This is a genomic window from Pseudomonas sp. R1-6, assembly GCF_051132115.1.
Taxonomy (GTDB): Bacteria; Pseudomonadota; Gammaproteobacteria; order Pseudomonadales; family Pseudomonadaceae; genus Aquipseudomonas.
The window spans coordinates 4,933,982-4,955,662 of sequence record NZ_CP071662.1; the positions used below are offsets into that span (position 1 = coordinate 4,933,982).

Annotated in this window: 16 protein-coding genes, 2 tRNA genes and 1 pseudogene; 4 read left to right on the forward strand and 15 right to left on the reverse strand. The window is 61.3% G+C overall.

Translation table 11 applies throughout. The annotated features are described in order from the left end of the window. Nucleotides 1–95: 95 nt before the first annotated feature. The 8 genes from J3P81_RS22210 to rnr all read right to left on the reverse strand — a co-directional run bounded on the left by J3P81_RS22210 (nucleotide 96) and on the right by rnr (nucleotide 9,863). A complete protein-coding gene (locus J3P81_RS22210; protein ID WP_420766200.1) occupies nucleotides 96–2,396 on the reverse strand; it encodes a YgiQ family radical SAM protein in 2,301 nt (766 codons plus the stop codon). Nucleotides 2,397–2,584: 188 nt separating this feature from the next. Beyond that, nucleotides 2,585–3,982 (reverse strand): replicative DNA helicase, encoded by a 1,398-nt coding sequence (gene dnaB / locus J3P81_RS22215; protein WP_420766199.1) that lies wholly within the window; start codon nucleotides 3,980–3,982, stop codon nucleotides 2,585–2,587. A gap of 117 nt (nucleotides 3,983–4,099) precedes the next feature. Then, on the reverse strand, nucleotides 4,100–4,546 hold the full coding sequence (rplI, locus tag J3P81_RS22220; protein ID WP_003186385.1) for a 50S ribosomal protein L9: 447 nt from the start codon (nucleotides 4,544–4,546) through the stop codon (nucleotides 4,100–4,102). A gap of 18 nt (nucleotides 4,547–4,564) precedes the next feature. Further along, a complete protein-coding gene (locus tag J3P81_RS22225; RefSeq protein ID WP_420766198.1) occupies nucleotides 4,565–5,458 on the reverse strand; it encodes a hypothetical protein in 894 nt (297 codons plus the stop codon). A 36-nt stretch (nucleotides 5,459–5,494) separates the two neighbouring features. Further along, nucleotides 5,495–5,725, reverse strand: a complete 231-nt coding sequence (gene rpsR, locus J3P81_RS22230) for a 30S ribosomal protein S18 (RefSeq protein ID WP_002551829.1) — start codon at nucleotides 5,723–5,725, stop codon at nucleotides 5,495–5,497. Nucleotides 5,726–5,753: 28 nt separating this feature from the next. Then, nucleotides 5,754–6,182 (reverse strand): 30S ribosomal protein S6, encoded by a 429-nt coding sequence (gene rpsF, locus J3P81_RS22235; protein WP_420766197.1) that lies wholly within the window; start codon nucleotides 6,180–6,182, stop codon nucleotides 5,754–5,756. A gap of 304 nt (nucleotides 6,183–6,486) precedes the next feature. Then, a complete protein-coding gene (gene rlmB / locus J3P81_RS22240) occupies nucleotides 6,487–7,248 on the reverse strand; it encodes a 23S rRNA (guanosine(2251)-2'-O)-methyltransferase RlmB (protein ID WP_434560962.1) in 762 nt (253 codons plus the stop codon). Continuing rightward, nucleotides 7,245–9,863 carry a ribonuclease R gene (gene rnr, locus J3P81_RS22245; RefSeq protein WP_434560964.1) on the reverse strand — a complete coding sequence of 873 codons (2,619 nt, stop codon included), beginning with the start codon at nucleotides 9,861–9,863 and terminating at the stop codon, nucleotides 7,245–7,247. Before rnr ends, rlmB begins: the two co-directional genes overlap by 4 nt. Before the next feature lie 226 nt (nucleotides 9,864–10,089). On the opposite strand from rnr, the gene J3P81_RS22250 reads away from it, so the two are divergent. The 4 genes from J3P81_RS22250 to J3P81_RS22265 all read left to right on the forward strand — a co-directional run bounded on the left by J3P81_RS22250 (nucleotide 10,090) and on the right by J3P81_RS22265 (nucleotide 13,178). Continuing rightward, nucleotides 10,090–10,176, forward strand: a tRNA-Leu gene (locus tag J3P81_RS22250). A gap of 175 nt (nucleotides 10,177–10,351) precedes the next feature. Then, nucleotides 10,352–10,438: transfer RNA gene (locus J3P81_RS22255), tRNA-Leu, on the forward strand. 164 nt (nucleotides 10,439–10,602) lie between these two features. Continuing rightward, nucleotides 10,603–11,613 carry an extracellular solute-binding protein gene (locus J3P81_RS22260; RefSeq protein ID WP_420766194.1) on the forward strand — a complete coding sequence of 337 codons (1,011 nt, stop codon included), beginning with the start codon at nucleotides 10,603–10,605 and terminating at the stop codon, nucleotides 11,611–11,613. Continuing rightward, nucleotides 11,613–13,178: an ABC transporter permease gene (locus J3P81_RS22265; protein WP_434560966.1), complete on the forward strand. Its 1,566-nt coding sequence runs from the start codon at nucleotides 11,613–11,615 to the stop codon at nucleotides 13,176–13,178. Before J3P81_RS22260 ends, J3P81_RS22265 begins: the two co-directional genes overlap by 1 nt. A 115-nt stretch (nucleotides 13,179–13,293) precedes the next feature. On the opposite strand, the gene J3P81_RS22270 is transcribed toward J3P81_RS22265, so the two are convergent. The 7 genes and pseudogenes from J3P81_RS22270 to hflX form a co-directional block, all read right to left on the reverse strand. Then, on the reverse strand, nucleotides 13,294–14,178 hold the full coding sequence (locus tag J3P81_RS22270; protein ID WP_434564156.1) for a methyl-accepting chemotaxis protein: 885 nt from the start codon (nucleotides 14,176–14,178) through the stop codon (nucleotides 13,294–13,296). Between the two features lie 21 nt (nucleotides 14,179–14,199). Next, nucleotides 14,200–14,892 (reverse strand): annotated as a pseudogene (locus J3P81_RS22275) (methyl-accepting chemotaxis protein); the annotation flags it as partial. A 486-nt stretch (nucleotides 14,893–15,378) separates the two neighbouring features. Then, nucleotides 15,379–16,671, reverse strand: a complete 1,293-nt coding sequence (locus J3P81_RS22280; RefSeq protein WP_434560968.1) for an adenylosuccinate synthase — start codon at nucleotides 16,669–16,671, stop codon at nucleotides 15,379–15,381. Nucleotides 16,672–16,726: 55 nt separating this feature from the next. Continuing rightward, nucleotides 16,727–17,914 carry an ATP phosphoribosyltransferase regulatory subunit gene (locus J3P81_RS22285; protein WP_420766192.1) on the reverse strand — a complete coding sequence of 396 codons (1,188 nt, stop codon included), beginning with the start codon at nucleotides 17,912–17,914 and terminating at the stop codon, nucleotides 16,727–16,729. 323 nt (nucleotides 17,915–18,237) lie between these two features. Then, nucleotides 18,238–19,107: a protease modulator HflC gene (gene hflC, locus J3P81_RS22290; RefSeq protein ID WP_420766191.1), complete on the reverse strand. Its 870-nt coding sequence runs from the start codon at nucleotides 19,105–19,107 to the stop codon at nucleotides 18,238–18,240. Next, the gene (hflK, locus tag J3P81_RS22295) at nucleotides 19,107–20,282 is read right to left on the reverse strand and encodes an FtsH protease activity modulator HflK (protein ID WP_420766190.1); all 1,176 of its coding nucleotides are present in this window, start codon (nucleotides 20,280–20,282) and stop codon (nucleotides 19,107–19,109) included. The genes hflC and hflK overlap by 1 nt, the downstream gene beginning before the upstream one ends. An 85-nt stretch (nucleotides 20,283–20,367) precedes the next feature. Further along, entirely contained in the window at nucleotides 20,368–21,669 is a 1,302-nt protein-coding gene (gene hflX, locus J3P81_RS22300) for a ribosome rescue GTPase HflX (RefSeq protein WP_420766189.1), read from the reverse strand. Nucleotides 21,670–21,681 lie beyond the last annotated feature (12 nt).

Below are 21,681 nucleotides of genomic sequence, written 5' to 3' on the forward strand. Positions count from 1 at the left end.
GCCGTTGGCGGTCGCCACGATAACAAACAGCCAGCACGCCCGCTAGAAAGCAAAACGCCAGCATTTAAGCTGGCGTTTTACGAGGTGGCGGATGATCAGCGCGGCACGACAGGCTTGCGCGCCGGCTTGGGCCCCTTGCCCTTGGCCGCGTCCTTGCGCTCCTTGGCGGCCTTCTGGTTGCGGGCGAACGCGGCGGCCTTGGCCTGCTCGCGCTTGTCCCAGGCATTGCCGCCATCACTGGCGCGCGGAGGCAGGCCGGTGTGCTGGGTCAGGATCTTCGTGGTTTCCTTGCCCACTTTGTGGCTGCCAGCCGGCGTCGAGTTCTTGCGACGAGCGCTCTGGTAGCTGTCGGTCGAGGGCTGATGCAGCGGGATCAACTGATGCTTGCCCGGCCCGATCAGGTCGGCGCGGCCCATGCGGGTCAGCGCCTCGCGCAGCATCGGCCAGCCTTTCGGGTCGTGATAGCGCAGGAAGGCCTTGTGCAGACGGCGCTGGTCCTCGCTCTTGACGATGGTCACCGCGTCGCTCTTGTAGGTCACCTTGCGCAACGGGTTCTTGCCCGAGTGATACATGGCGGTGGCCGTGGCCATCGGCGACGGATAGAACGCCTGCACCTGGTCGGCGCGGAAGCCGTTGCCCTTGAGCCACAGCGCCAGGTTCATCATGTCTTCGTCGGTGGTGCCTGGGTGGGCGGCAATGAAGTACGGAATCAGGTACTGCTCTTTCCCCGCTTCCTTGGTGTACTTCTCGAACATCCGCTTGAACTTGTCATAGCTGCCAATGCCCGGCTTCATCATCTGGTTGAGCGGGCCTTCCTCGGTATGCTCCGGGGCGATCTTCAGGTAACCGCCGACGTGGTGCGTCACCAGCTCCTTGACGTATTCCGGCGACTCGACCGCCAGGTCGTAACGCAGGCCGGAGGCAATCAGGATCTTCTTCACCCCAGGCAAGGCCCGGGCGCTGCGGTACAGCTGGATCAGCGAAGAATGGTCGGTGTTCAGGTTCGGGCAGATGCCGGGGAACACGCAGGACGGCTTGCGGCACGCCGATTCGATTTCCGGGCTCTTGCAGGCGATGCGGTACATGTTCGCGGTCGGGCCGCCGAGGTCGGAGATGACACCGGTGAAGCCTGGAACCTTGTCGCGGATCTCTTCGATCTCGCGAATGATCGACTCTTCGGAACGGTTCTGGATAATCCGCCCTTCGTGCTCGGTGATCGAGCAGAAGGTGCAGCCACCAAAGCAGCCGCGCATGATGTTCACCGAGAAACGGATCATCTCGTAGGCCGGGATTTTCTCCTTGCCGTACGCTGGATGAGGAACACGTGCGTAAGGCATGCCAAACACGTAATCCATTTCTTCGGTGGTCATCGGAATGGGCGGCGGGTTGAACCAGACGTCGACTTCGCCGTGCTTCTGCACCAGCGCACGGGCGTTCCCCGGGTTGGTTTCCAGGTGCAACACACGGTTGGCGTGGGCGTAGAGCACCGCGTCGCCACGGACCTTTTCCACCGACGGCAGGCGGATCACGGTCTTGTCGCGGGTCATCTTCGGGCTCGCCAGGATCTGCACGACCTTGGCTTCGCTCGGGTCCTCAACCGGCCCCTTCTCTTGCTCAATGGCGCAAGCAGCGGTGTCCTGGGTATTCACGTACGGGTTGATGATCTTGTCGATCTTGCCCGGACGGTCGATGCGCGTGGAATCGACTTCATACCAGCCTTGCGGCGTGTCACGGCGGATGAAGGCGGTGCCGCGCACATCGGTGATGTCTTCGATCTTGTGGCCGTAGGACAGGCGCTGGGCGACTTCGACGATCGCTCGCTCGGCGTTGCCGTAGAGCAGGATGTCGGCGCAGGCGTCGATCAGGATCGAGTTGCGCACCCGGTCCTGCCAATAATCGTAGTGAGCAATGCGACGCAGGGACGCTTCGATACCGCCCAGCACGATGGGTACGTGCTTATAGGCTTCCTTGCAGCGCTGGCTATAGACCAGACTCGCACGGTCCGGCCGCTTGCCCGCCAGGCCACCTGGGGTGTAGGCGTCATCGGAACGGATTTTCTTGTCGGCGGTGTAGCGGTTGATCATCGAGTCCATGTTGCCGGCCGCGACACCGAAAAACAGATTGGGCTCGCCGAGCTTCATGAAATCGTCTTTGGACTGCCAGTTCGGCTGCGCAATGATACCGACACGAAAGCCCTGGGCTTCCAGCAAACGACCAATGATCGCCATGCCAAACGACGGGTGATCGACGTAGGCATCACCGGTCACGATGATGATGTCGCACGAATCCCAGCCGAGCTGATCCATCTCCTCCCTGCTCATGGGCAGGAACGGCGCCGGGCCGAAACATTCGGCCCAGTACTTGGGATAGTCAAATAACGGCTTGGCTGCTTGCATGTCGATGACCGGTATAAAGGATGAAAAATCGCGGGCGCGGAATATAGCACAAAAAATAACCAATTCCGACGGCTATGGTCGGAAATTGGTGGCGCTCCTATCGCGAGCAGGCTCGCTCCCACAGAGGAATGCATTCCAGGGTGGGAGCGAGCCCGCTCGCGATAGGGGCGGATCAGGCGACGAAGAACTTACTCATCATCATCAAAATTGTAGCTACCCGGCGCCAGGTTCTCGAAGCGTGTGTATTTGCCGATGAAGGCCAGGCGAACAAAGCCGATCGGGCCGTTCCGCTGCTTGCCGATGATGATTTCGGCGATACCCTTGTGCTCGGTCTCGGGGTGATACACCTCGTCACGGTAGACGAACATGATCACGTCGGCGTCCTGCTCGATCGCTCCGGATTCCCGCAAGTCGGAGTTCACCGGGCGTTTGTTCGGACGCTGTTCCAGCGAGCGGTTCAACTGGGACAGGGCCACCACCGGGCAGTTGAATTCCTTGGCCAGGGCCTTGAGGGAACGGGAGATCTCGGAAATCTCGTTGGTCCGGTTGTCACCGCTGGACCCGGGGATCTGCATCAATTGCAGGTAGTCGATCATGATCAGCGCGATGTCGCCGTGCTCACGCACCAGGCGGCGGGTCCGGGCGCGCATTTCCGATGGGCTGATCCCCGCCGTGTCGTCGATGAACAGCTTGCGGTCGTTGAGCAGGTTGACCGCCGAGGTCAGGCGCGGCCAATCGTCGTCTTCCAGCTGGCCGGAACGGACCTTGGTCTGGTCGATACGCCCCAGGGACGAGAGCATACGCATGATCAGCGATTCGCCTGGCATCTCGAGGGAGTACACCAGCACCGCTTTGTCGCTGCGCAGCACGGCGTTTTCCACCAGGTTCATCGCAAAGGTCGTCTTACCCATGGACGGACGGCCGGCGACGATGATCAGGTCGGATGGCTGCAGGCCGCTGGTCTTCTCGTCGAGGTCGGTGTAGCCAGTGGACAAACCGGTAATGGCGTTGTCGGTGTTGAACAAGGTGTCGATGCGGTCGATGGCCTTGGTCAACAGGTCGTTGACGCTCACCGGGCCGCCGGTTTTCGGTCGTGCCTCGGCGATCTGGAAGATCTGCCGCTCGGCTTCGTCGAGGATCTCGGCGGCGGTGCGTCCTTCCGGGTTGAACGCGCTGTCAGCGATCTCGGTGCTGATGCCGATCAGCTGACGCAAGGTTGCCCGCTCGCGCACGATCTGTGCGTACGCCTTGATATTGGCGACCGACGGTGTGTTTTTCGCCAGTTCGCCCAGGTAACCGAGGCCGCCGACTTGGGACGTCTGCCCTTCCTTGTCCAATTGCTCGGCCAGGGTCACGACGTCGATCGGCATGTTCTGGTCGGCCAGCCTGGCGATCGCGCGGAAAATCAGGCGGTGGTCATGCCGGTAGAAATCGCCGTCGGAAACTTGATCGAGCACACGCTCCCAGGCGTTGTTGTCCAGCATCAGGCCACCGAGCACGGCCTGTTCGGCCTCGATGGAATGCGGAGGCACCTTCAGGGCAGCGGTTTGCAGATCATATTGCTCGGGGGCGGTGATTTCGTTCATGGCCACGTCTGGTTATGAAATTCAGCAATTGCAGAAAGACAAAGGGCACGACCTGTAGACAGGATCGTGCCCGATGTTACCGGCAAGCACCCGAGGGTGCCAGCCGACAGGTGTTGCTTAGGCTGCTACCACGACAACGCGTACGGTGGCTTCAACTTCGGCGTGCAGGTGCACGGCTACGTCGAATTCGCCTACGTTGCGGATGGTGCCGTTCGGCAGACGAACTTCGCTTTTCGCAACTTCAACGCCGGAGGCGGTCAGTGCGTCAGCGATGTCGTGAGTACCGATCGAACCGAACAGCTTGCCTTCGTCGCCAGCGGTGGCAGTGATGGTCACTTCCAGCTCGGCCAGTTGGGCAGCACGGCTTTCAGCCGATGCCTTACGGTCTGCGGCGGCTTTTTCCAGCTCGGCGCGACGCTCTTCGAACGCAGCCAGGTTGGCAGCGGTCGCAGCGGTGGCCTTGCCGAAAGGCAGCAGGTAGTTACGACCGTAGCCGGCCTTAACGTTTACTTTGTCGCCCAGGTTGCCCAGGTTGGCGATTTTTTCCAGAAGGATCAGTTGCATGTGAAAATCCTCTAACTTTTAACCTTCACCGTTCGCGTTGTCGGCGTCTTTCGGCGCCATACGACCGCGAAAATCAATCAGGCTGTCGACGATGGCCAGGACCACCAGCAACGGATAGATCAGCTGCATGAACAGCAGCAACGTGACGTACAACCCCACCAGCCAGAATCTGGCCAGTCGCTTTTGCGCCACCAGCCCGTGAATCAGGGACAGGGCGGCAAAGACCAGCGGTACACTGCACAACGGCGTGAGCATTGCCATCTGCGGACCGAAGTTCGGCCCCAGAAGCATGCCCGCCAACAGCAACATCGCCAGCCCAAGCGGGAAACGGATGGCGCGAAACTCGCGACCAAAACCACCCGGGTTGTACAACAACGCCTGCCAGTAGCGCCCGATAACCAGGCTCAGCACACTGACGATCTGCAACAAGGCCGCAATCAGTCCGGTCAGGACGGGGGCGATCAGGGACGCGAAACGCGCCTGCTCTTCTACCGACATCCGTTGGTAGAGATCACCGAGTGCCTCGGGCAGGATTTTTATCAAAGCCTGCGACAGCATCTCGATCTGGGGCGCAAAAGCCACCCCGAGCACCACTGAAAACACCACACCTATCGCTATGCTGACCAGCAGCACGCGGTTCCAGGATTCGCTGGCGCGCAACACCAACGCCAGCGCCGAAGACCCCAGCAGCACCATGACTGCACGCGGGTCCGCGGAATACATCCACCAGAGCAAGGCTGGCAGAAGTCCCAGAGCAAGAACGCCCAAGGCGTCCCTCAATCCGCGCCGCAGGAGTACAAGACTCCCGGCGGCAGCACCCAACCAGTACAACAACGGCAATGCCGCACATCCAGCCACTACCAGAGTGGCCTGCATACGTCCCCGCATGATGAAGTCAGCTAAGGCGCGCATGCATTCAATCCCTTACTACTTGTCGACTGCCCGGTCTCAGCGGCCGTGGCTGTCGGTGTAGGCCAGCAGGGCCAGGAAGCGGGCGCGCTTGATAGCGGTGGCCAGCTGACGCTGATAACGAGCTTTGGTACCGGTGATACGGCTTGGAACGATTTTGCCGGTCTCGGATACGTAGGCTTTCAGAGTGTTGAGATCTTTGTAATCGATCTCTTTCACGTCTTCAGCGGTGAAGCGGCAGAATTTACGACGACGGAAGAAACGTGCCATGTGATTGGCTCCTTAAAAGGTCCGTGGATTACTCGTCAGCGTTATCGCTGTTGTCGCTGTCGCTATCGCTGTCATCGCCTTCGGCGCTGTCAGAATGCTCAGGACGGTCGCGACGCTCACGGCGCTCACTGCGGTTTTCTTCAGCCTTGAGCATCTCGGATTGGCCAGTGATGGCTTCTTCGCGACGGATGACCAGGTTACGGATCACTGCATCGTTGTAGCGGAAGTTGTCTTCCAGCTCGGCCAGGGCCTTGCCGGTGCACTCAACGTTCAGCATCACGTAGTGAGCCTTGTGAACATTGTTGATTGCGTAGGCCAGTTGACGACGGCCCCAATCTTCCAGACGGTGGATTTTGCCGCCGTCTTCTTCGATCAGCTTGGTGTAACGCTCAACCATGCCGCCGACTTGCTCGCTTTGATCCGGGTGGACCAAAAAGATGATTTCGTAATGACGCATGAATGCTCCTTACGGGTTGTAGCCTGCCGCTCAAAAACGGTCAGACAAGGAGTGAATGACACTTATGGACTTGAGGACGCTAGACACATAAGTGCCTGCCATCACAGCAAGGGGCGCAATTGTAGAGAAGGGCCGAGGGCGGCGCAAGGCAATTGGTGATTATTTGAACAGCGCCGTTCCTGGCCCTACACAAAACACTGTGGGAGCGAGCTTGCTCGCGATAGCGCCGTGTCAGTCGACATTTCCGTCACTGATACACCGTCATCGCGAGCAAGCTCGCTCCCACATTTTGACCGCGTCTGGATCAGGGCTTTTTGGCGGCCGACTTGGCTCCACGCTGGCGCTGGGCCTCGAACAGGCACACACCGGTGGCGACCGAGACATTGAGGCTGCTGACGCTGCCGGCCATCGGCAGCTTGACCAGGTAATCGCAATGCTCGCGGGTCAGACGGCGCATGCCCTTTCCTTCGGCGCCCATGATCAGGATGGTAGGGCCGGTCAAGTCCTGGTCATAAATACTGACCTCGGCCTCGCCCGCCGTGCCGACAACCCACAAGCCGCGCTGCTGGAGCTTTTCCAGGGTGCGCGCCAGGTTGGTCACTGCCACCAACGGGATAACTTCCGCAGCGCCACAAGCGACCTTGCGCACGACCGGCGTCAATGTCGCGGACTTGTCCTTGGGCACGATCACCGCCAACGCACCGGCGGCGTCCGCCGAACGCAGGCAGGCGCCGAGGTTGTGCGGGTCGGTCACGCCATCCAGTACCAGCAACAACGGCGCGCCTTCGGTGCGATCGAGCAGCTCGTCGAGCATCGCCTCGCCCCATACCTGACTCGGGCTGACCTCGGCCACGACGCCTTGATGCACCCCTTCGACCCAGGCGTCCATCTCGCGCCGCTCGGCCTGACCGACCGCAACGCGGTTTTCGCCGGCCAGCTCGACCAAGGTCTGGACCCGCGGGTCGCTACGACCTTCCGCCAACCAGATCTGCTTGACCCGCTTGGGGTGGTGACGCAACAACGCCTCCACGGCATGCACGCCGTAGATTTTTTCCAACTGACTCATGATTTGGCCTTGGGTTTACGCGCCCCGCCACTCTTGGCAGGGGCCGAGCCTGCTTTCGGCGGGCCTTTACGGTGTTTGCTCGGCTTGCTGCTCGCCTTCTCCGGAGCCGACCGGCCGGCCTTGCCCCCGGACGCCGCTTTACCGCCGCTCTTGGCTTCGGCCAGCAAGGCCTGTTTCATTTCGCGACTCTTACGCAATTCGGCGTTTTTCGCCGCCGCATCGCTCGGACGATAGGCTTCGCCGGCCTTTTCCTTGGCCGGACCGCGACGTCCGGATTTGGACGGTGCGGGCTCGGCGGCGGTCTTGGCGGCAGGCGCTGTGGTTTCGGCGCCACGCTTCTTGCGGCCGATCGGTGCGCTGATGGTTTTTTCCGCCATCTCGAAGTCGATCTTGCGTTCATCCAGGTCGACGCGCATCACCCGTACTTCGACGGTATCGCCAAGACGGAAGCTGCGGCCGGTGCGTTCGCCGGCCAGGCGGTGATGCACAGGGTCGAAGTGGTAGTAGTCACCCGGCAGCGCGGTGACATGCACCAGGCCTTCGACGTAGATATCGGTCAACTCGACGAACAGGCCAAACCCGGTCACGGCGGTGATCACGCCCGGGAACGACTCGCCAACGCGATCCTTCATGTACTCGCACTTGAGCCAGTTCACCACGTCGCGAGTCGCTTCGTCGGCGCGCCGCTCACTCATCGAGCACTGCTCGCCGAGTTGCTCCAGAGCCGCTTCGTCGTACGGGTAGATACGCGCCTTCGGAATGGTCATCGCACCGGCACGCTTGACGTGCGGGGTGTTCATCTTCGAATGGATCACGCTGCGGATGGCCCGGTGCGTGAGCAGATCGGGATAGCGACGGATCGGCGACGTGAAGTGGGTGTACGCCTCGTAGTTGAGGCCGAAGTGGCCCTGGTTATCGGCGCTGTACACCGCTTGGCTCAAAGAACGCAGCATCACAGTCTGGATCAGGTGGAAGTCCGGACGATCCTTGATACTCGCCAGCAGGGCTTGGTAATCCTTCGGCGTCGGACCTTCCTTGCCTTTGTGCAGGGACAAGCCAAGCTCACCGAGGAAGGCCCGCAATTTTTCCAGGCGCTCCGGCGGCGGGCCGTCGTGGACCCGGTACAAGGCAGGGATTTCATGCTTCTTCAGGAACTCGGCGGTAGCGACGTTGGCCGCCAGCATGCATTCCTCGATCAGCTTGTGGGCATCGTTGCGCACGGTCGGCCGGATTTCGGCGATCTTGCGCTCGGTACCGAAGATAATCCGGGTTTCCTGGGTTTCGAAATCGATCGCGCCCCGTACGTGACGCGCCGCCAGCAATACCTTGTACAGCGAATAGAGCTGCTTGAGGTGCGGCAGCACATCCGTGTATTCACCACGAAGCTTGCGCGACTCGGCCAGCTTCGGCGTTTCCAGCATCGCGCTAACCTTGTTGTAGGTCAGGCGCGCGTGGGAATGGATCACGGCTTCATAAAAGCAGTAGTCAGTCATCTCGCCGGCTTTGGAGATGGTCATCTCGCAAACCATGGCCAGGCGATCGACATGGGGGTTGAGCGAGCACAAGCCGTTGGACAGTTGCTCTGGCAACATCGGCACGACGCGCTCGGGGAAATACACCGAGTTGCCGCGCACCTGGGCTTCAGCGTCCAGCGCCGAGCCGAGCTTCACGTAGCTGGAAACGTCGGCAATGGCCACGTACAACTTCCAGCCGCCGGAGAACAGGCGCAACTTGCCGGGCCGGGCTTCGCAGTAGACCGCATCGTCGAAGTCCCGGGCGTCTTCACCGTCGATGGTGACGAACGGCAGGTGACGCAGGTCGATGCGCTTTTCCTTGTCCTTCTCTTCGACTTCCGGCTTGAGCTTGGCGGCCTCTTTCAGGACCGCTTCAGGCCAGACGTGAGGAATGTCGTAGGTGCGCAGGGCAACGTCGATTTCCATGCCCGGCGCCATGTAGTTGCCGACCACTTCCACCACATCGCCCTGAGGCTGAAAGCGCGGGGTAGGCCAGTGAGTGATCTTCACCTCGACGAACTGCCCGATCTGCGCGTTGGCGTTGCGACCTGGGGTGACCAGCACTTCCTGCTGGATCTTCGGGTTGTCGGCGACGACGAAGCCGATGCCACCTTCCTCGAAATAACGCCCCACGATGGTTTCGTGCGCACGGGACACCACTTCGACGATCACGCCTTCACGGCGCCCGCGCCGGTCCAGGCCGGACACCCGGGCCAGCGCACGGTCGCCATCGAACACCAGGCGCATCTGCGCCGGGCTCATGAACAGATCGTCGCTGCCATCGTCGGGGATCAGGAAACCGAAACCGTCGCGGTGACCGGCGATACGGCCCAGGATCAGGTCGAGCTTGTCGACCGGAGCATAAGTGCCACGCCGGGTGTAGATCAGTTGAGCATCGCGCTCCATGGCACGCAGACGGCGGCGCAGGGCTTCGAGCTGGTCCTCGGTGGTCAGGCCGAACTCTTCGACCAGCTGCTCACGGCTAGCAGGCGAACCCCGATCGGCGAGATGCGCCAGGATCAGTTCGCGGCTAGGAATAGGGTTTTCATATTTTTCCGCTTCACGAGCGGCCTCGGGATCGAGGGACTGCCAATCGGCCATTAGAGAGTTTTCACCTTGTCTATATGCGGGTTAGTTTGGCATAGGCGTAATGAAACGGGAAATTTCAAGCAGCAGATGCCTTTTCTAAAGTCTTTCGACAGGCCTTTGAAGCCCCTGATTGCACCGCTCGTGAAATTTAGCGTTTTTTTTGTTCCTGGGGGTTTACAGTTAAAAACACGCTCCGTATAGTGCGCGCCATCGACGACGCACTCACGTTGCCGATATTGCCCAGATGGTGAAATTGGTAGACACGCCAGCTTCAGGTGCTGGTGACCGCAAGGTCGTGGAAGTTCGAGTCTTCTTCTGGGCACCAATTTCGAGCAGCAGGTCAACGGCCTGCCAGCCTCACAAAAACCCGCGAAAGCGGGTTTTTGCGTTTCAGGCCCCTGGAATGTGTTTGGCAATTATCAAAATAAAAACAGGGGTTTACAGATCAAAACGCGCTCCGTATAGTGCGCCACATCAACAGCGGCAACGCTGCAGATGCTGCCCAGATGGTGAAATTGGTAGACACGCCAGCTTCAGGTGCTGGTGACCGCAAGGTCGTGGAAGTTCGAGTCTTCTTCTGGGCACCAAATTCAAGCTTCAAGGTTATACGCCTTGAACCTCACAGAAACCCGCGAAAGCGGGTTTTTGCGTTTCCGGCACCCGAAAACTCCCTCGCCACAACGCACATGAGAAACAATATCGTTTATCATTGTTACAAGTTTTTGCTACACGACAGTGAGGAACCCCGCGAATGATGTTTCGAACCACCCTGCGCCGCGCCCTGACCTGCACCCTGCTCGGCCTGACCCTCGCAACACCCCTCACCCAAGCCGCCGACAAAATTGAACTGACACTCTATAACGGCCAACACAAAGAAGTCGGCGATGAACTGGCCAAGGCCTTCGAAGCCAAGACTGGTATCCACGTCAACGTTCGCAAGGGCAGCAGCAACCAGCTCGCCAGCCAAGTCGTCGAGGAAGGCGACCGCTCCCCGGCCGATGTGATCTATACCGAGGAATCGCCGCCGCTGAACAAACTTGGTGAACAAGGTCTGCTGGCGAAGATCGACGATGCGACCCTCAACGTGCTTCCCAAGGATTATGTCGCCAGCAACGGCTCCTGGATGGGCGTGACCGCTCGCGTTCGCGTGGTTGCCTATAACCCCAAACTGATCGATGAAAAGGACCTCCCGAAAACCGTCCTCGATTTCGCCCAGCCACAATGGCAAGGCAAGGTCGGCTTCGTACCGACCAGCGGCGCATTCCAGGAACAAGCCGTTGCGATCATCAAATTGCACGGCAAGGAAGCCGCCGAAGAATGGCTCACCGGGCTACGTGCGTTCGGCAAGGTCTACAGCAACAACATGGTCGCCCTCAAAGCCGTGGAGAACGGTGAAGTGGCGACGGTCCTGGTGAACAATTACTACTGGTTCGCCCTGCAGCGGGAGAAGGGACAGCTGGATTCCAAGCTGCATTACTTCACTGGCGGCGATGCCGGTGGCCTGGTCACCGTCTCCAGCGCCGCGGCACTGAAATCCAGCAAACACCCCAAGGAGGCCCAACAGTTGCTTGCCTATATGGCCAGCGAGGAGGGGCAGCGGGTGATTACCCAGACGTCCGCCGAATATCCTCTGCACAAGGGCATGACGTCGGATCGCGGCCTCAAGCCGTTCAATGAACTGGAGCCGCCAAAAGTGACGCCCGCCGACCTGGGTAACGCCGAAGAAGCATTGGAGCTGGAACGTGAAGTCGGCTTGAACTGATGACGTCGTCGCTGAGCGCCTCTCCTCCAGCCGGGGTCTACGTGCCCCGGCGCAAGCGCCCCTCGATCGGGTTGCTGCTGCCCGTGCTGCTGCTCGTTTTGCTGAGCCTGCTGCCACTGCTCTACGTCGTCACCAAGACCTGGCAGGCCGGCTGGACCGAGGCACTGCATCTGTTGTGGCGGCCCTATGTATTCGGCTTGCTGCGCAACACCTTGGCGTTGATGGCCGGCGTCACGCTGGCCTGCGGCATCGTCGGCCTGTCCCTGGCCTGGCTGCTGGAACGCAGCAACCTGCCGGGGCGTCGTATCTGGGGCGTTGTCTTGTGCCTGCCGTTCGCCGTGCCGGCGTTTGTCAGCAGCTTCACCTGGGTATCCCTCAGTGCGCAATTCGAGGGATTGGGCGGGGCGATCCTGGTGATGACCCTGTCCAAATACCCACTGATTTTCCTCCCCGTGGCCGCAACGCTGCGCAACCTCGACCCGTCCCTCGAAGAGTCTGCCCGCACCCTGGGGCAAAATCGCTGGGGCGTGTTCTTTCGCGTCACGCTCCCGCTGCTCTGGCCTTCGCTGCTGGCCGGTTCGTTGCTGATTGCCCTGCACATGCTGGTGGAGTTCGGCGCACTGTCAATCATCGGGCTGCAGACCTTCACCACAGCCATCTATCAACAATTCGAGCTGGAATTCAGTAACGCCAATGCCGCCATGTTGTCGGCGGTATTGCTGACGCTGTGCCTGGTCCTGTTGTGGCTGGAACTGCGGGTGCGCGGCAAGGGGCGCCATGTGCGCACCGGGCAAGGCGCGGCACGCCAGGCCGAACAAGTACGCCTGGGCCGGTGGATGCTTAGCGGTCAACTGTATTGCCTGGCGTTGGCGATCATCGGCAGCGGTATCCCGCTGGGAATGCTGGCGTATTGGCTGGCCGTGGGCACTTCCGCGGCGTTCCCGGCGGGCGAGATCGGCGAAGCGCTGCTGTCGTCCCTGGCGCTTTCGCTGGGCGGCGCCGCCCTCTGCCTCGTATTGGCGGTACCGGTGGGCCTGCTGGTGGTGCGCCACAAGGGGCGGCTGGCGATTTGGGCCGAGCGCCTGCCCTACTTGCTGCACGCGCTGCCGGGCCTGGTCATCGCCCTGAGCCTGGTGTATTTCGCGCTGCACTACGTGCCCGCGCTGTACCAGACTTCCGGCCTGCTGCTGATTGCCTATGCGCTGCTGTTCCTGCCGCTGGCCCAAGCACCGGTGCGTACGGCGCTGAACAAGGCCGCCCCACAACTGGAAGAAGCGGCGCGGACGTTGGGGGCTTCGTCGCTCGGTGCGTTTTGTCGGGTGACCCTGCCGATCATCTTCCCGGCCCTGGGCGCGGCGTTCGCCCTGGTGTTCCTGGATGCGATGAAGGAATTGACCGCGACGCTGTTGCTGAGCCCGACCGGACTCAATACGTTGGCGACGGCGGTCTGGGCACATACGTCGAATGTGGAATTCGCAGCGGCGGCGCCCTATGCGGCGCTGTTGATTCTGGTGTCGGGGTTGCCAGTCTATTTGCTGACGACGCGGATGTATCTGAGTCGCTGAGTCCGCTTTCGCAAGCAGGCTCGCTCCCACAAAGTTGGTGTGGACACCCGTTTTGTAAACGGCAAGAAACCTGTGGGAGCGAGCCCGCTCGCGGAGGGCCCGCCACAACCTCGAATCAAGCCCTGAACTGACCCAGGCTGGCCTTCAACTGCGCCGCTAGTTTATCCAGCACCTTGCCGCTGGCCGTGGTCTCGACCACCGCCTGGGCAGCCTTCTCGGCCTGGGCGTGGATGGTCTCAACCCGGCCGCGTACCGCTTGCGCGCCCTGGGCTTGATGCGCGGCTGCTTGAGTCGCCAAGCCGATGGCCGCGTGAACCTGCTCGACCGACGCCTGCACCGACTGCTGCAGCCGCGCGCTGTCACGCAACACTGACAGACCTTCATTGGCCTGCCGTCCCGCTTGGCCGATGGCCGCCACGGCTTCGCGCGCGCCTTGTTGCAAGGCCACGATGTGCGCCTGGATATCGCCCGTCGAGCTCTGGGTCTTGCTTGCCAGCGCCCGCACTTCATCCGCAACCACCGCGAAGCCGCGTCCGGTCTCCCCGGCGCGCGCCGCCTCGATGGCCGCGTTCAGGGCCAACAGGTTGGTTTGCTCGGCAATACCATGGATCACCGTCAACACGACTTCGATCTGCTCGCTCTGCTGGGCCAGCCGTTCGATGACTTTCGCCCCCGTGTCGACCTGCCCGGCCAACGCTTCGATCAAGCCGCCGACCTTGGCTGACGTGCGGGTGGTTTCATCGGTGGCCTGACGGATCTCCGCTACCTGTTGCAAGGCCGCCTGCATCGCCTGGCTTTCCGATTGAGCCTCATCGGCCATCTGCGACAGCGCACGCAGGCTCTCGGCCACTTCATCGCGCTGCATGCCGGCCGCCGCGTCGGCGCCCGAGTTGCGCAGGGTCATCGCGCCGATCTCCTGACCGGTACGCTGGGCCACATCGCCCGCCTCGCGCACGATGGGTTGCAATTTATCCACAAAGCGGTTGACCGCCGAAGCCATGTCGCCGATTTCGTCTTTGCTGTTGATTTGCACGCGCTTGGTCAGGTCACCCTCGCCCGCCGCCAGATCGTTCATCGCGGCGATCAACAACTTCAAGCGATTGACCACCCGACGCCCCAGCACCACGGCCAACAACACCAACACGCCCAACCCTACCAACGCCAGGCCCAGGCCGATGCGCCAACGCAAGGTCTCTGCGGCTTCTTGAACCGTGACGGCGGTATTGGTCTGCATATCGGTGGCGGTGGCCTGCGCCGAGCCCAGGCGGCCACGCATGGCTGCGGCACTGTCGGCAGCCGCGCCCTTGAGGCTGTCGCCCACCAATTGATCGCTGCTGGCAATCAGCGCGGAGAAGCGCTGGTCGAGCGCCTTGAGGTCGGTTTCCACCGAGGCGGTGGAAACGCCCATCAGCACCTTGCCGATCTCGACGCCATTGGGGTTGATCGACGCTTCGAGGTAATAAACCGATGGATCGTTCTTCGCCGCATCCAATACTTTATCCAACGCCCGATCGCCCTTGCCCTTTTCCAGCAGGGCCTTGTTGATCGGATTTTCCCGGTTCAGGTAGCGAGTCAGGTGTTCCCCTGCGGCGTCGTCATAGATGACGAACAGTACATTGGGATTGCGCTGGGCCCGACGGGCGAATTCGGACAGGGTGGGCACGTCGCTGTCCCACATTGCCCGGGGCGCGACCGAGGCCAGAAGCTGCGCCATATCATTGGCGGAATCCCTCAGGTCTTTTTCCAGGGTCGCACGCAGTTGAGCCTGCTCTTCCTTCAGACGGGAAGACAACCCCGCGGTCAATCGCTGGCGGGTACTGGTGGACAAGCTGTCCAGGCTGGAGGTGACTTCTCGCCCAGCCTGCTCCAACTCACCCGCCAGTTTCTGGCTGTCAACGCCCAGGCGCACGCCCAGGTCGGACTCAAGCGCGGTGACCGTGCTTCGGGTCAGCGCAACGGCCACCAGCACCTGCACCAAAAGGGCGATACCGAGGGTAACGAAAACAGGCCGCAGCAAACGGCTTTGTAACAGTGAGAGAACGGCCGACACGTGAAATCCCTCTACCAAACGCCATTAATTTGATGGCACGCCTGGAAGCGGTGCCTTAATGGAGATGCGTAGCAAGTGTCATGCCGCCCGACAGGCAGAAACGACAAAGGGCTCCATACGGAGCCCTTTGCTTGTTACATCAACGACTTATCAGGCAAATGGATGACGCAGAACGATGGTTTCGTTGCGGTCCGGCCCCGTCGAAATAATGTCGATCGGCGCGCCGACCAACTCTTCGACGCGCTTGATGTAGTTGCGCGCGGCCACTGGCAGCTCTTCCAGGGTCTTGGCACCCACGGTGGACTCGGTCCAGCCTGGCATCTGCTCGTAAACCGGCTCCAGGCCGATGTAGCTGTCGGCGTCGGTCGGTGCGTCGATGACAGCGCCGTCCTGGTTCTTGTAACCCACGCAGATGTTGATGGTTTCCAGGCCGTCCAACACGTCCAGCTTGGTCAGGCAAAGGCCCGAGATGCTGTTGACGTCGATGGCGCGACGCAGGATGACGGCGTCGAACCAGCCGCAACGACGGGCACGACCGGTGGTTGCACCGAACTCGTGGCCACGCTTGGCCAGGAACGCACCGACGTCGTCGAACAGCTCAGTCGGGAACGGCCCCGAACCGACGCGGGTGGTGTAGGCCTTGGTGATGCCCAGGATGTAGTCCAGGTACATCGGGCCAAAACCCGAACCGGTGGCGATGCCGCCAGCGGTGGTGTTGGAGCTGGTAACGTACGGATAGGTGCCGTGGTCGATGTCCAGCAGCGAGCCCTGGGCACCTTCGAACATGATGTCCTTATCGGCGCGGCGCAGCTCGTGCAGCTCGGCGGTGACGTCGAGCATCATCGGCTTGAGCAACTCGGCGTATTCCATGCACTCGTCCAGGGTCTTCTGGAAGTCGATGGCCGGCTCTTTGTAGTAATTGACCAGCACGAAGTTGTGGTAATCCAGCAACTCGCCCAGCTTGGCGGCGAAACGCTCACGGTGGAAGAGGTCACCGATACGCAGGCCACGACGGGCCACCTTGTCTTCATAGGCCGGGCCGATGCCGCGGCCGGTGGTGCCGATTTTCAGCTCGCCACGGGCCTTTTCACGGGCCTGGTCCAGCGCAACGTGATAGGACAGGATCAGCGGGCAGGACGGGCTGATGCGCAGGCGCTCGCGCACCGGTACGCCTTTCTCTTCCAGCTTGATGATTTCCCGCAGCAGGGCGTCGGGCGCCACCACCACACCGTTGCCGATCAAGCACTGCACGCCTTCGCGCAGCACGCCCGATGGAATCAGGTGCAGAACGGTTTTTTCACCGTCGATCACCAGGGTGTGACCGGCGTTGTGGCCACCTTGGTAGCGCACTACGGCGGCAGCATGTTCGGTCAGCAGATCAACGATCTTGCCTTTGCCCTCATCACCCCACTGGGTGCCCAGGACTACGACATTCTTACCCATAACACTTGTCCTCATTCGCGCAAACTTGGTGCCGGCTCCAGGCCGGCAGGAAAACTCAAGAAGCCAGCGGCAATACTTGCCAAAGCCCGTTCTGCTGAATCAATTGCCGGTCGCAGTCCGCTTCACGGGCGGCGGCCAAAGGTTGCCCAGGCAAGGCCTGGACGACACGCTGACCCTCACTGCGCAACTGGCAGACCATCTGCCAGAGTGCCGCATCCGTACTGTCAGGCATCCAGATACCGCCGGACGGTAACTCGATTTCAGCACGCCCCAGGGTCACCAGGGTTTTCAAATCGGTAGAGAAGCCGGTCGCCGGACGGGCGCGACCGAAGTCGGCGCCGATGTCGTCGTAGCGACCGCCCTGGGCGATGGACTGGCCAACGCCCGGTACAAACACTGCGAACACCACGCCAGTGTGATAGTGATAGCCGCGCAGCTCACCCAGGTCGAAATACAGCGGCAACTCAGGGAAACGCACCGACAGACGCTCGGCAATCGCCAACAGGTCGTCCAGCGCCGCCAACACCGGTGCCGGCGCGCCGGCCAAGCGTTCGCGGGCCGCGCCCAGCACTTCACGGCCGCCGCAAAGATCCACCAATGCCCGCAACATGCCGGACAGGTCGCTCGGCAGCCCTTCGGTCAGGCTGATGACTTCATCGATGGCCTTGCGCTGCAAGGCGTCGAACAACCGCTGCTCCACTTCACCGGACAAACCGGCCGCACGGGCCAGGCCACGGTAGATGCCGACATGGCCCAGGTCCATGTGGACATCCGGCACGTCGGCCAGTTGCAGCATGGCCAACATCAGGCTGATGACTTCCACGTCACTGACTGGGCTGGCGTCGCCATAAAGTTCGGCGCCCAACTGGATCGGGCTGCGCGAAGACGACAAGGCACGCGGCTGGGCATGCAGGACACTGCCGGCGTAGCACAGACGGCTCGGGCCTTCGCGGCGCAAGGTGTGGGCATCGATGCGTGCCACTTGTGGCGTGATGTCGGCCCGAAAGCCCATCTGCCGGCCCGATTGCGGGTCGATAACCTTGAAGGTGCGCAAATCCAGGTCCTGGCCCGCACCGGTCAGCAGGGATTCCAGGTACTCGATATGCGGGGTAACGACGAACTCGTAACCCCAACTCTGGAACAGATCCAACACCTGCCGACGCGCTACTTCGATACGCGCGGCTTCCGGTGGCAGTACTTCTTCGATGCCATCTGGCAGCAGCCAGCGGTCTACCGTTGCCATTACGCCATTCCCCTATGGTCCGGGCGGCCAGCTTTCGGGCTGGCCTTGAGTGAAGCAGAAAATGCCCGCGTCATGCGAAAAACCGCAAACAACGCGCAAGGGCGACGTGACGAATGGCCCTGGATCGGCCTCGCCAAGCACTTTCCTCGAAAAACCTGTCGGGTCATTCAACCCGACGCCTGCACCGTATAAACCACAATCGAACGCGCAGACGCAAAAAAGCCGGGAATTTCCCGGCTGCCGCATCATACACACGTTTTCCCAAAGGATCACCCCGCCCGACGTTTTAGCCGCCGGGCGGAGTGCTTCAGGTCAACGTCGCATCAAGGCTTGGCCTTTTCCAGGTAATGGAAAAAGTCACTGCTTGGGTCCAGGACCATGACGTCGGATTTGTTCGCGAAGCTTTCACGGTAGGCACGCAGGCTACGGTAGAACGCGTAGAACTCCTGGTCCTGGCCATAGGCCTTGGCGTAGATCGCAGCGGCCTGGGCATCACCATCACCACGGACCTCTTCCGATTCACGATAGGCTTCGGCCAGCAGCACGCGGCGTTGACGATCGGCGTCGGCACGGATGCCCTCGGCCAGCTCGTTACCCTTTGCGCGGTGCTCGCGGGCTTCACGCTCACGTTCGGTGCTCATGCGCTCGAACACGCTGCGGTTCACTTCCTTCGGCAGGTCGATGGCCTTGACACGCACGTCGACCACTTCGATACCCAGCTCTTTTTCCGCCATCGCGTTCAGCGAGCGGGTGATGTCTGCCATGAGCGCGTCGCGCTCACCGGACACCACTTCGTGCAGGGTACGTTTACCGAACTGGTCACGCAGGCCCGACTCCAGGCGACGGGACAAACGTTCGTCGGCGATCTGCTTGAGACCAGAGGTCGCGGTGTAGAAGCGCTCGGCATCCTTCACGCGCCACTTGGCGTAGGCATCGACCATCACGGCTTTCTTTTCCAGCGTCAGGAAGCGCTGCGTCGGTGCGTCCAACGTCATCAAGCGCGCATCGAACTTGCGCACCTTGTTAACGTACGGCACCTTCACATGCAGCCCTGGCTGGACATCAGCCTGGACCACGCGACCGAATTGCAGCAACACCGCGCGCTCGGTCTGAGCCACGATATAGAAGCAGTTCCAGGCAGCGATCGCCACGACGACGCCGACAATAAGGGCGATCAGCGATTTATTGCTCATCAGCGACTCTCCCTGGTACGTGCTTGCTGTTGCTGCAGGTCCGCCGCCGCGCGGGCATTGGCTTCATTGCTGGCGGCTGCCGCCGCGCCGGTTGGCGGTGTGCCGGTGTTGCGACCACTCTCGACCATCTTGTCCAGCGGCAGGTACAGCAGATTGCTCTGGCCGTCCTTGTTGCCGGTCACGAGGACCTTGCTGGTGTTGCTGAAGACTTCCTGCATGGTGTCCAGGTACAGGCGCTGGCGCGTGACTTCAGGCGCCTTGCGATACTCGGCTACCAGTTTGGTGAAGCGATCAGCCTCACCCTTGGCGCGGGAAACCACTTCGTCGCGATAACCGTTGGCATCTTCGATGATGCGCTGGGCCTGACCACGGGCTTCCGGTACAACGCCGTTGGCATAGGTTTCGGCCTGGTTGCGCGAGCGTTGCTCGTCCTCACGGGCGCGGATCACGTCGTCAAAGGCTTCCTGCACTTCGCGCGGTGCCGCTGCGCTCTGGACGTTGACCTGGGTGACCGTGATACCGGTGCGATAGGTATCGAGGAACCGTTGCAGGCGCTCCTTGATTTCGCTGGCCATCAGCTCACGACCTTCGGTCAGCACCTGGTCCATGGCGGTGGAACCCACCACGTGGCGCAGGGCGCTTTCAGTCGCGTGTTGCAGGCTGATCTCCGGCTGGTCGACGTTGAGCACGAAGTCCTGCAGGTTGGTGATCTTGTACTGCACGGTCAGCGGCACTTCGACGATGTTCTCGTCTTCGGTCAGCATCTGGCCCTGCTTGGAGTAGGCACGCTCGCGCGTGACGTTTTCCATGTACTTCTGGTCGATCGGCGGGAAATAGATGTTCAGGCCCGGGCCGACGGTTTCGTAGTATTTGCCGAAGCGCAGCACCACGGCCTGCTCCTGCTCGTCCACGACATACACCGCGCTGTACAGCCAGACAGCCGCGAGCACGACAAGGCCGATGCCGAGCAGGCCGAAACCGCCGCCCTTGCCCGGACGGCTGCCGCCATCGTCACCGCGTTTCCTACCACCACCGAACAAACCGTTCAGGCTGTCCTGCAGCTTGCGGAAGGCCTCGTCGAGATCCGGTGGTCCCTTGCGGTCGCCGTTGTTACGACGCTTGCCGCCCCAGGGATCCTGGTTATTCGAGTTGCCACCCGGCTCATTCCAAGCCATAGCGCTCTCCATCTGATAAAGCAAAGACGCACCCACGGCGCGCCGGCCAATGCTACAGAATGCCTGACACAGCTTTCTCAGGCTTTTATTGCAAAGTGTGTTGCTCGATGAATTCCATCGGCTGGAGCCCTTCGCGACTGACCAGCCGGTTCAGTTCCGACCGAGGCAGGCGAACGGCCAGCAGGCAGATGCCTTCTTCGTCGTGTTCTTCTTTCTGCACCGCCCCCAACTCGAAAAACTGCGCACGCAGCCGGGCAAAACGCTGCGGCAGCTTCAAGGTGCCCACAAACAGGTCATCGCCCAGCAGTTCCGCCACGGCCTGCTTGAGCAGGTCCAGGCCACTGCCATCACGGGCCGAAAGCCAGACCCGCTGCGGCTTTCCGTCGGCATCGCGCTGGATCTGCGGCTCCACGCCTTCGAGCAAATCGAGTTTGTTGTATACCTCGAGGATCGGCAAGTCCTGGGCCCCGATCTCTCCCAGCACCACCATGACCTGTTCGATCTGCAGCATCCGGTCCGGTTCGGCGGCATCGATCACGTGCAGCAGCAGGTCGGAGTTGCTCGACTCTTCGAGCGTAGCCCGGAAAGCCTCGACCAGCTTATGCGGCAAATGCCGGATGAAACCCACGGTATCGGCCAGCACGATGGGCCCGAGGTCGCTCAGGTCGAGCCGACGCAAGGTCGGGTCGAGCGTGGCGAACAACTGGTCGGCGGCATAGACATCGGATTGGGTGACGTTGTTGAACAGGGTCGATTTGCCGGCGTTGGTATAACCCACCAGTGAAACCGTCGGGATGTCGGCCCGCTTGCGGCCGCGCCGCGATTGCTCGCGCTGGCTGCGGACTTTCTCCAGCCGCCCTTTGATCTGGCGCAGGCGAACCCGCAGCAGGCGCCGGTCGGTTTCGAGCTGGGTTTCACCTGGGCCCCGCAGGCCGATACCGCCTTTTTGGCGCTCAAGGTGAGTCCAGCCGCGGACCAGCCGCGTGCTCATGTGCTCAAGCTGGGCCAGTTCGACCTGGAGCTTGCCTTCATGGGTACGCGCGCGTTGGGCGAAGATATCGAGAATCAGCCCGGTGCGGTCGATCACGCGGCACTCGAAGACACGTTCGAGGTTGCGTTCCTGACTGGGCGTGAGGATGTGATTGAAAATCACCAGATCGATGTGCTCGGCTTTGACCAGGTCGCGCAACTCCTCGACCTTGCCACTGCCGATCAGGAATTTGGCGGTTGGCCGATGACGCGGCACGTTGAAAAACGCGACGGTCTCGGCGCCGGCCGAAATTGCCAATTCCTGAAACTCCTGCGGATCTTCGCGCGCCTCAGGGTCCTGTCCTTCCAAGTGAACGAGAATGGTCCGCTCACCACCACCGTGGCGCTCAAAGAACAAAGGAGGCTCCTA

Excerpts from the sequence above, each read along its gene's own strand:
- hflK (WP_420766190.1), bottom strand. The coding sequence starts at position 20,282 with ATGGCTTGGAATGAGCCGGGTGGCAACTCGAATAACCAGGATCCCTGG.
- rplI (WP_003186385.1), bottom strand. The coding sequence starts at position 4,546 with ATGCAACTGATCCTTCTGGAAAAAATCGCCAACCTGGGCAACCTGGGC.
- J3P81_RS22280 (WP_434560968.1), bottom strand. The coding sequence starts at position 16,671 with ATGGGTAAGAATGTCGTAGTCCTGGGCACCCAGTGGGGTGATGAGGGC.
- J3P81_RS22270 (WP_434564156.1), bottom strand. The coding sequence starts at position 14,178 with ATGGCTTCGGCGGTCAACCGCTTTGTGGATAAATTGCAACCCATCGTG.
- rlmB (WP_434560962.1), bottom strand. The coding sequence starts at position 7,248 with ATGAGTCAGTTGGAAAAAATCTACGGCGTGCATGCCGTGGAGGCGTTG.
- rnr (WP_434560964.1), bottom strand. The coding sequence starts at position 9,863 with ATGGCCGATTGGCAGTCCCTCGATCCCGAGGCCGCTCGTGAAGCGGAA.
- J3P81_RS22285 (WP_420766192.1), bottom strand. The coding sequence starts at position 17,914 with ATGGCAACGGTAGACCGCTGGCTGCTGCCAGATGGCATCGAAGAAGTA.
- rpsF (WP_420766197.1), bottom strand. The coding sequence starts at position 6,182 with ATGCGTCATTACGAAATCATCTTTTTGGTCCACCCGGATCAAAGCGAG.
- rpsR (WP_002551829.1), bottom strand. The coding sequence starts at position 5,725 with ATGGCACGTTTCTTCCGTCGTCGTAAATTCTGCCGCTTCACCGCTGAA.
- J3P81_RS22260 (WP_420766194.1), top strand. The coding sequence starts at position 10,603 with ATGATGTTTCGAACCACCCTGCGCCGCGCCCTGACCTGCACCCTGCTC.
- J3P81_RS22210 (WP_420766200.1), bottom strand. The coding sequence starts at position 2,396 with ATGCAAGCAGCCAAGCCGTTATTTGACTATCCCAAGTACTGGGCCGAA.
- hflC (WP_420766191.1), bottom strand. The coding sequence starts at position 19,107 with ATGAGCAATAAATCGCTGATCGCCCTTATTGTCGGCGTCGTCGTGGCG.
- dnaB (WP_420766199.1), bottom strand. The coding sequence starts at position 3,982 with ATGAACGAAATCACCGCCCCCGAGCAATATGATCTGCAAACCGCTGCC.
- J3P81_RS22225 (WP_420766198.1), bottom strand. The coding sequence starts at position 5,458 with ATGCGCGCCTTAGCTGACTTCATCATGCGGGGACGTATGCAGGCCACT.
- J3P81_RS22265 (WP_434560966.1), top strand. The coding sequence starts at position 11,613 with ATGACGTCGTCGCTGAGCGCCTCTCCTCCAGCCGGGGTCTACGTGCCC.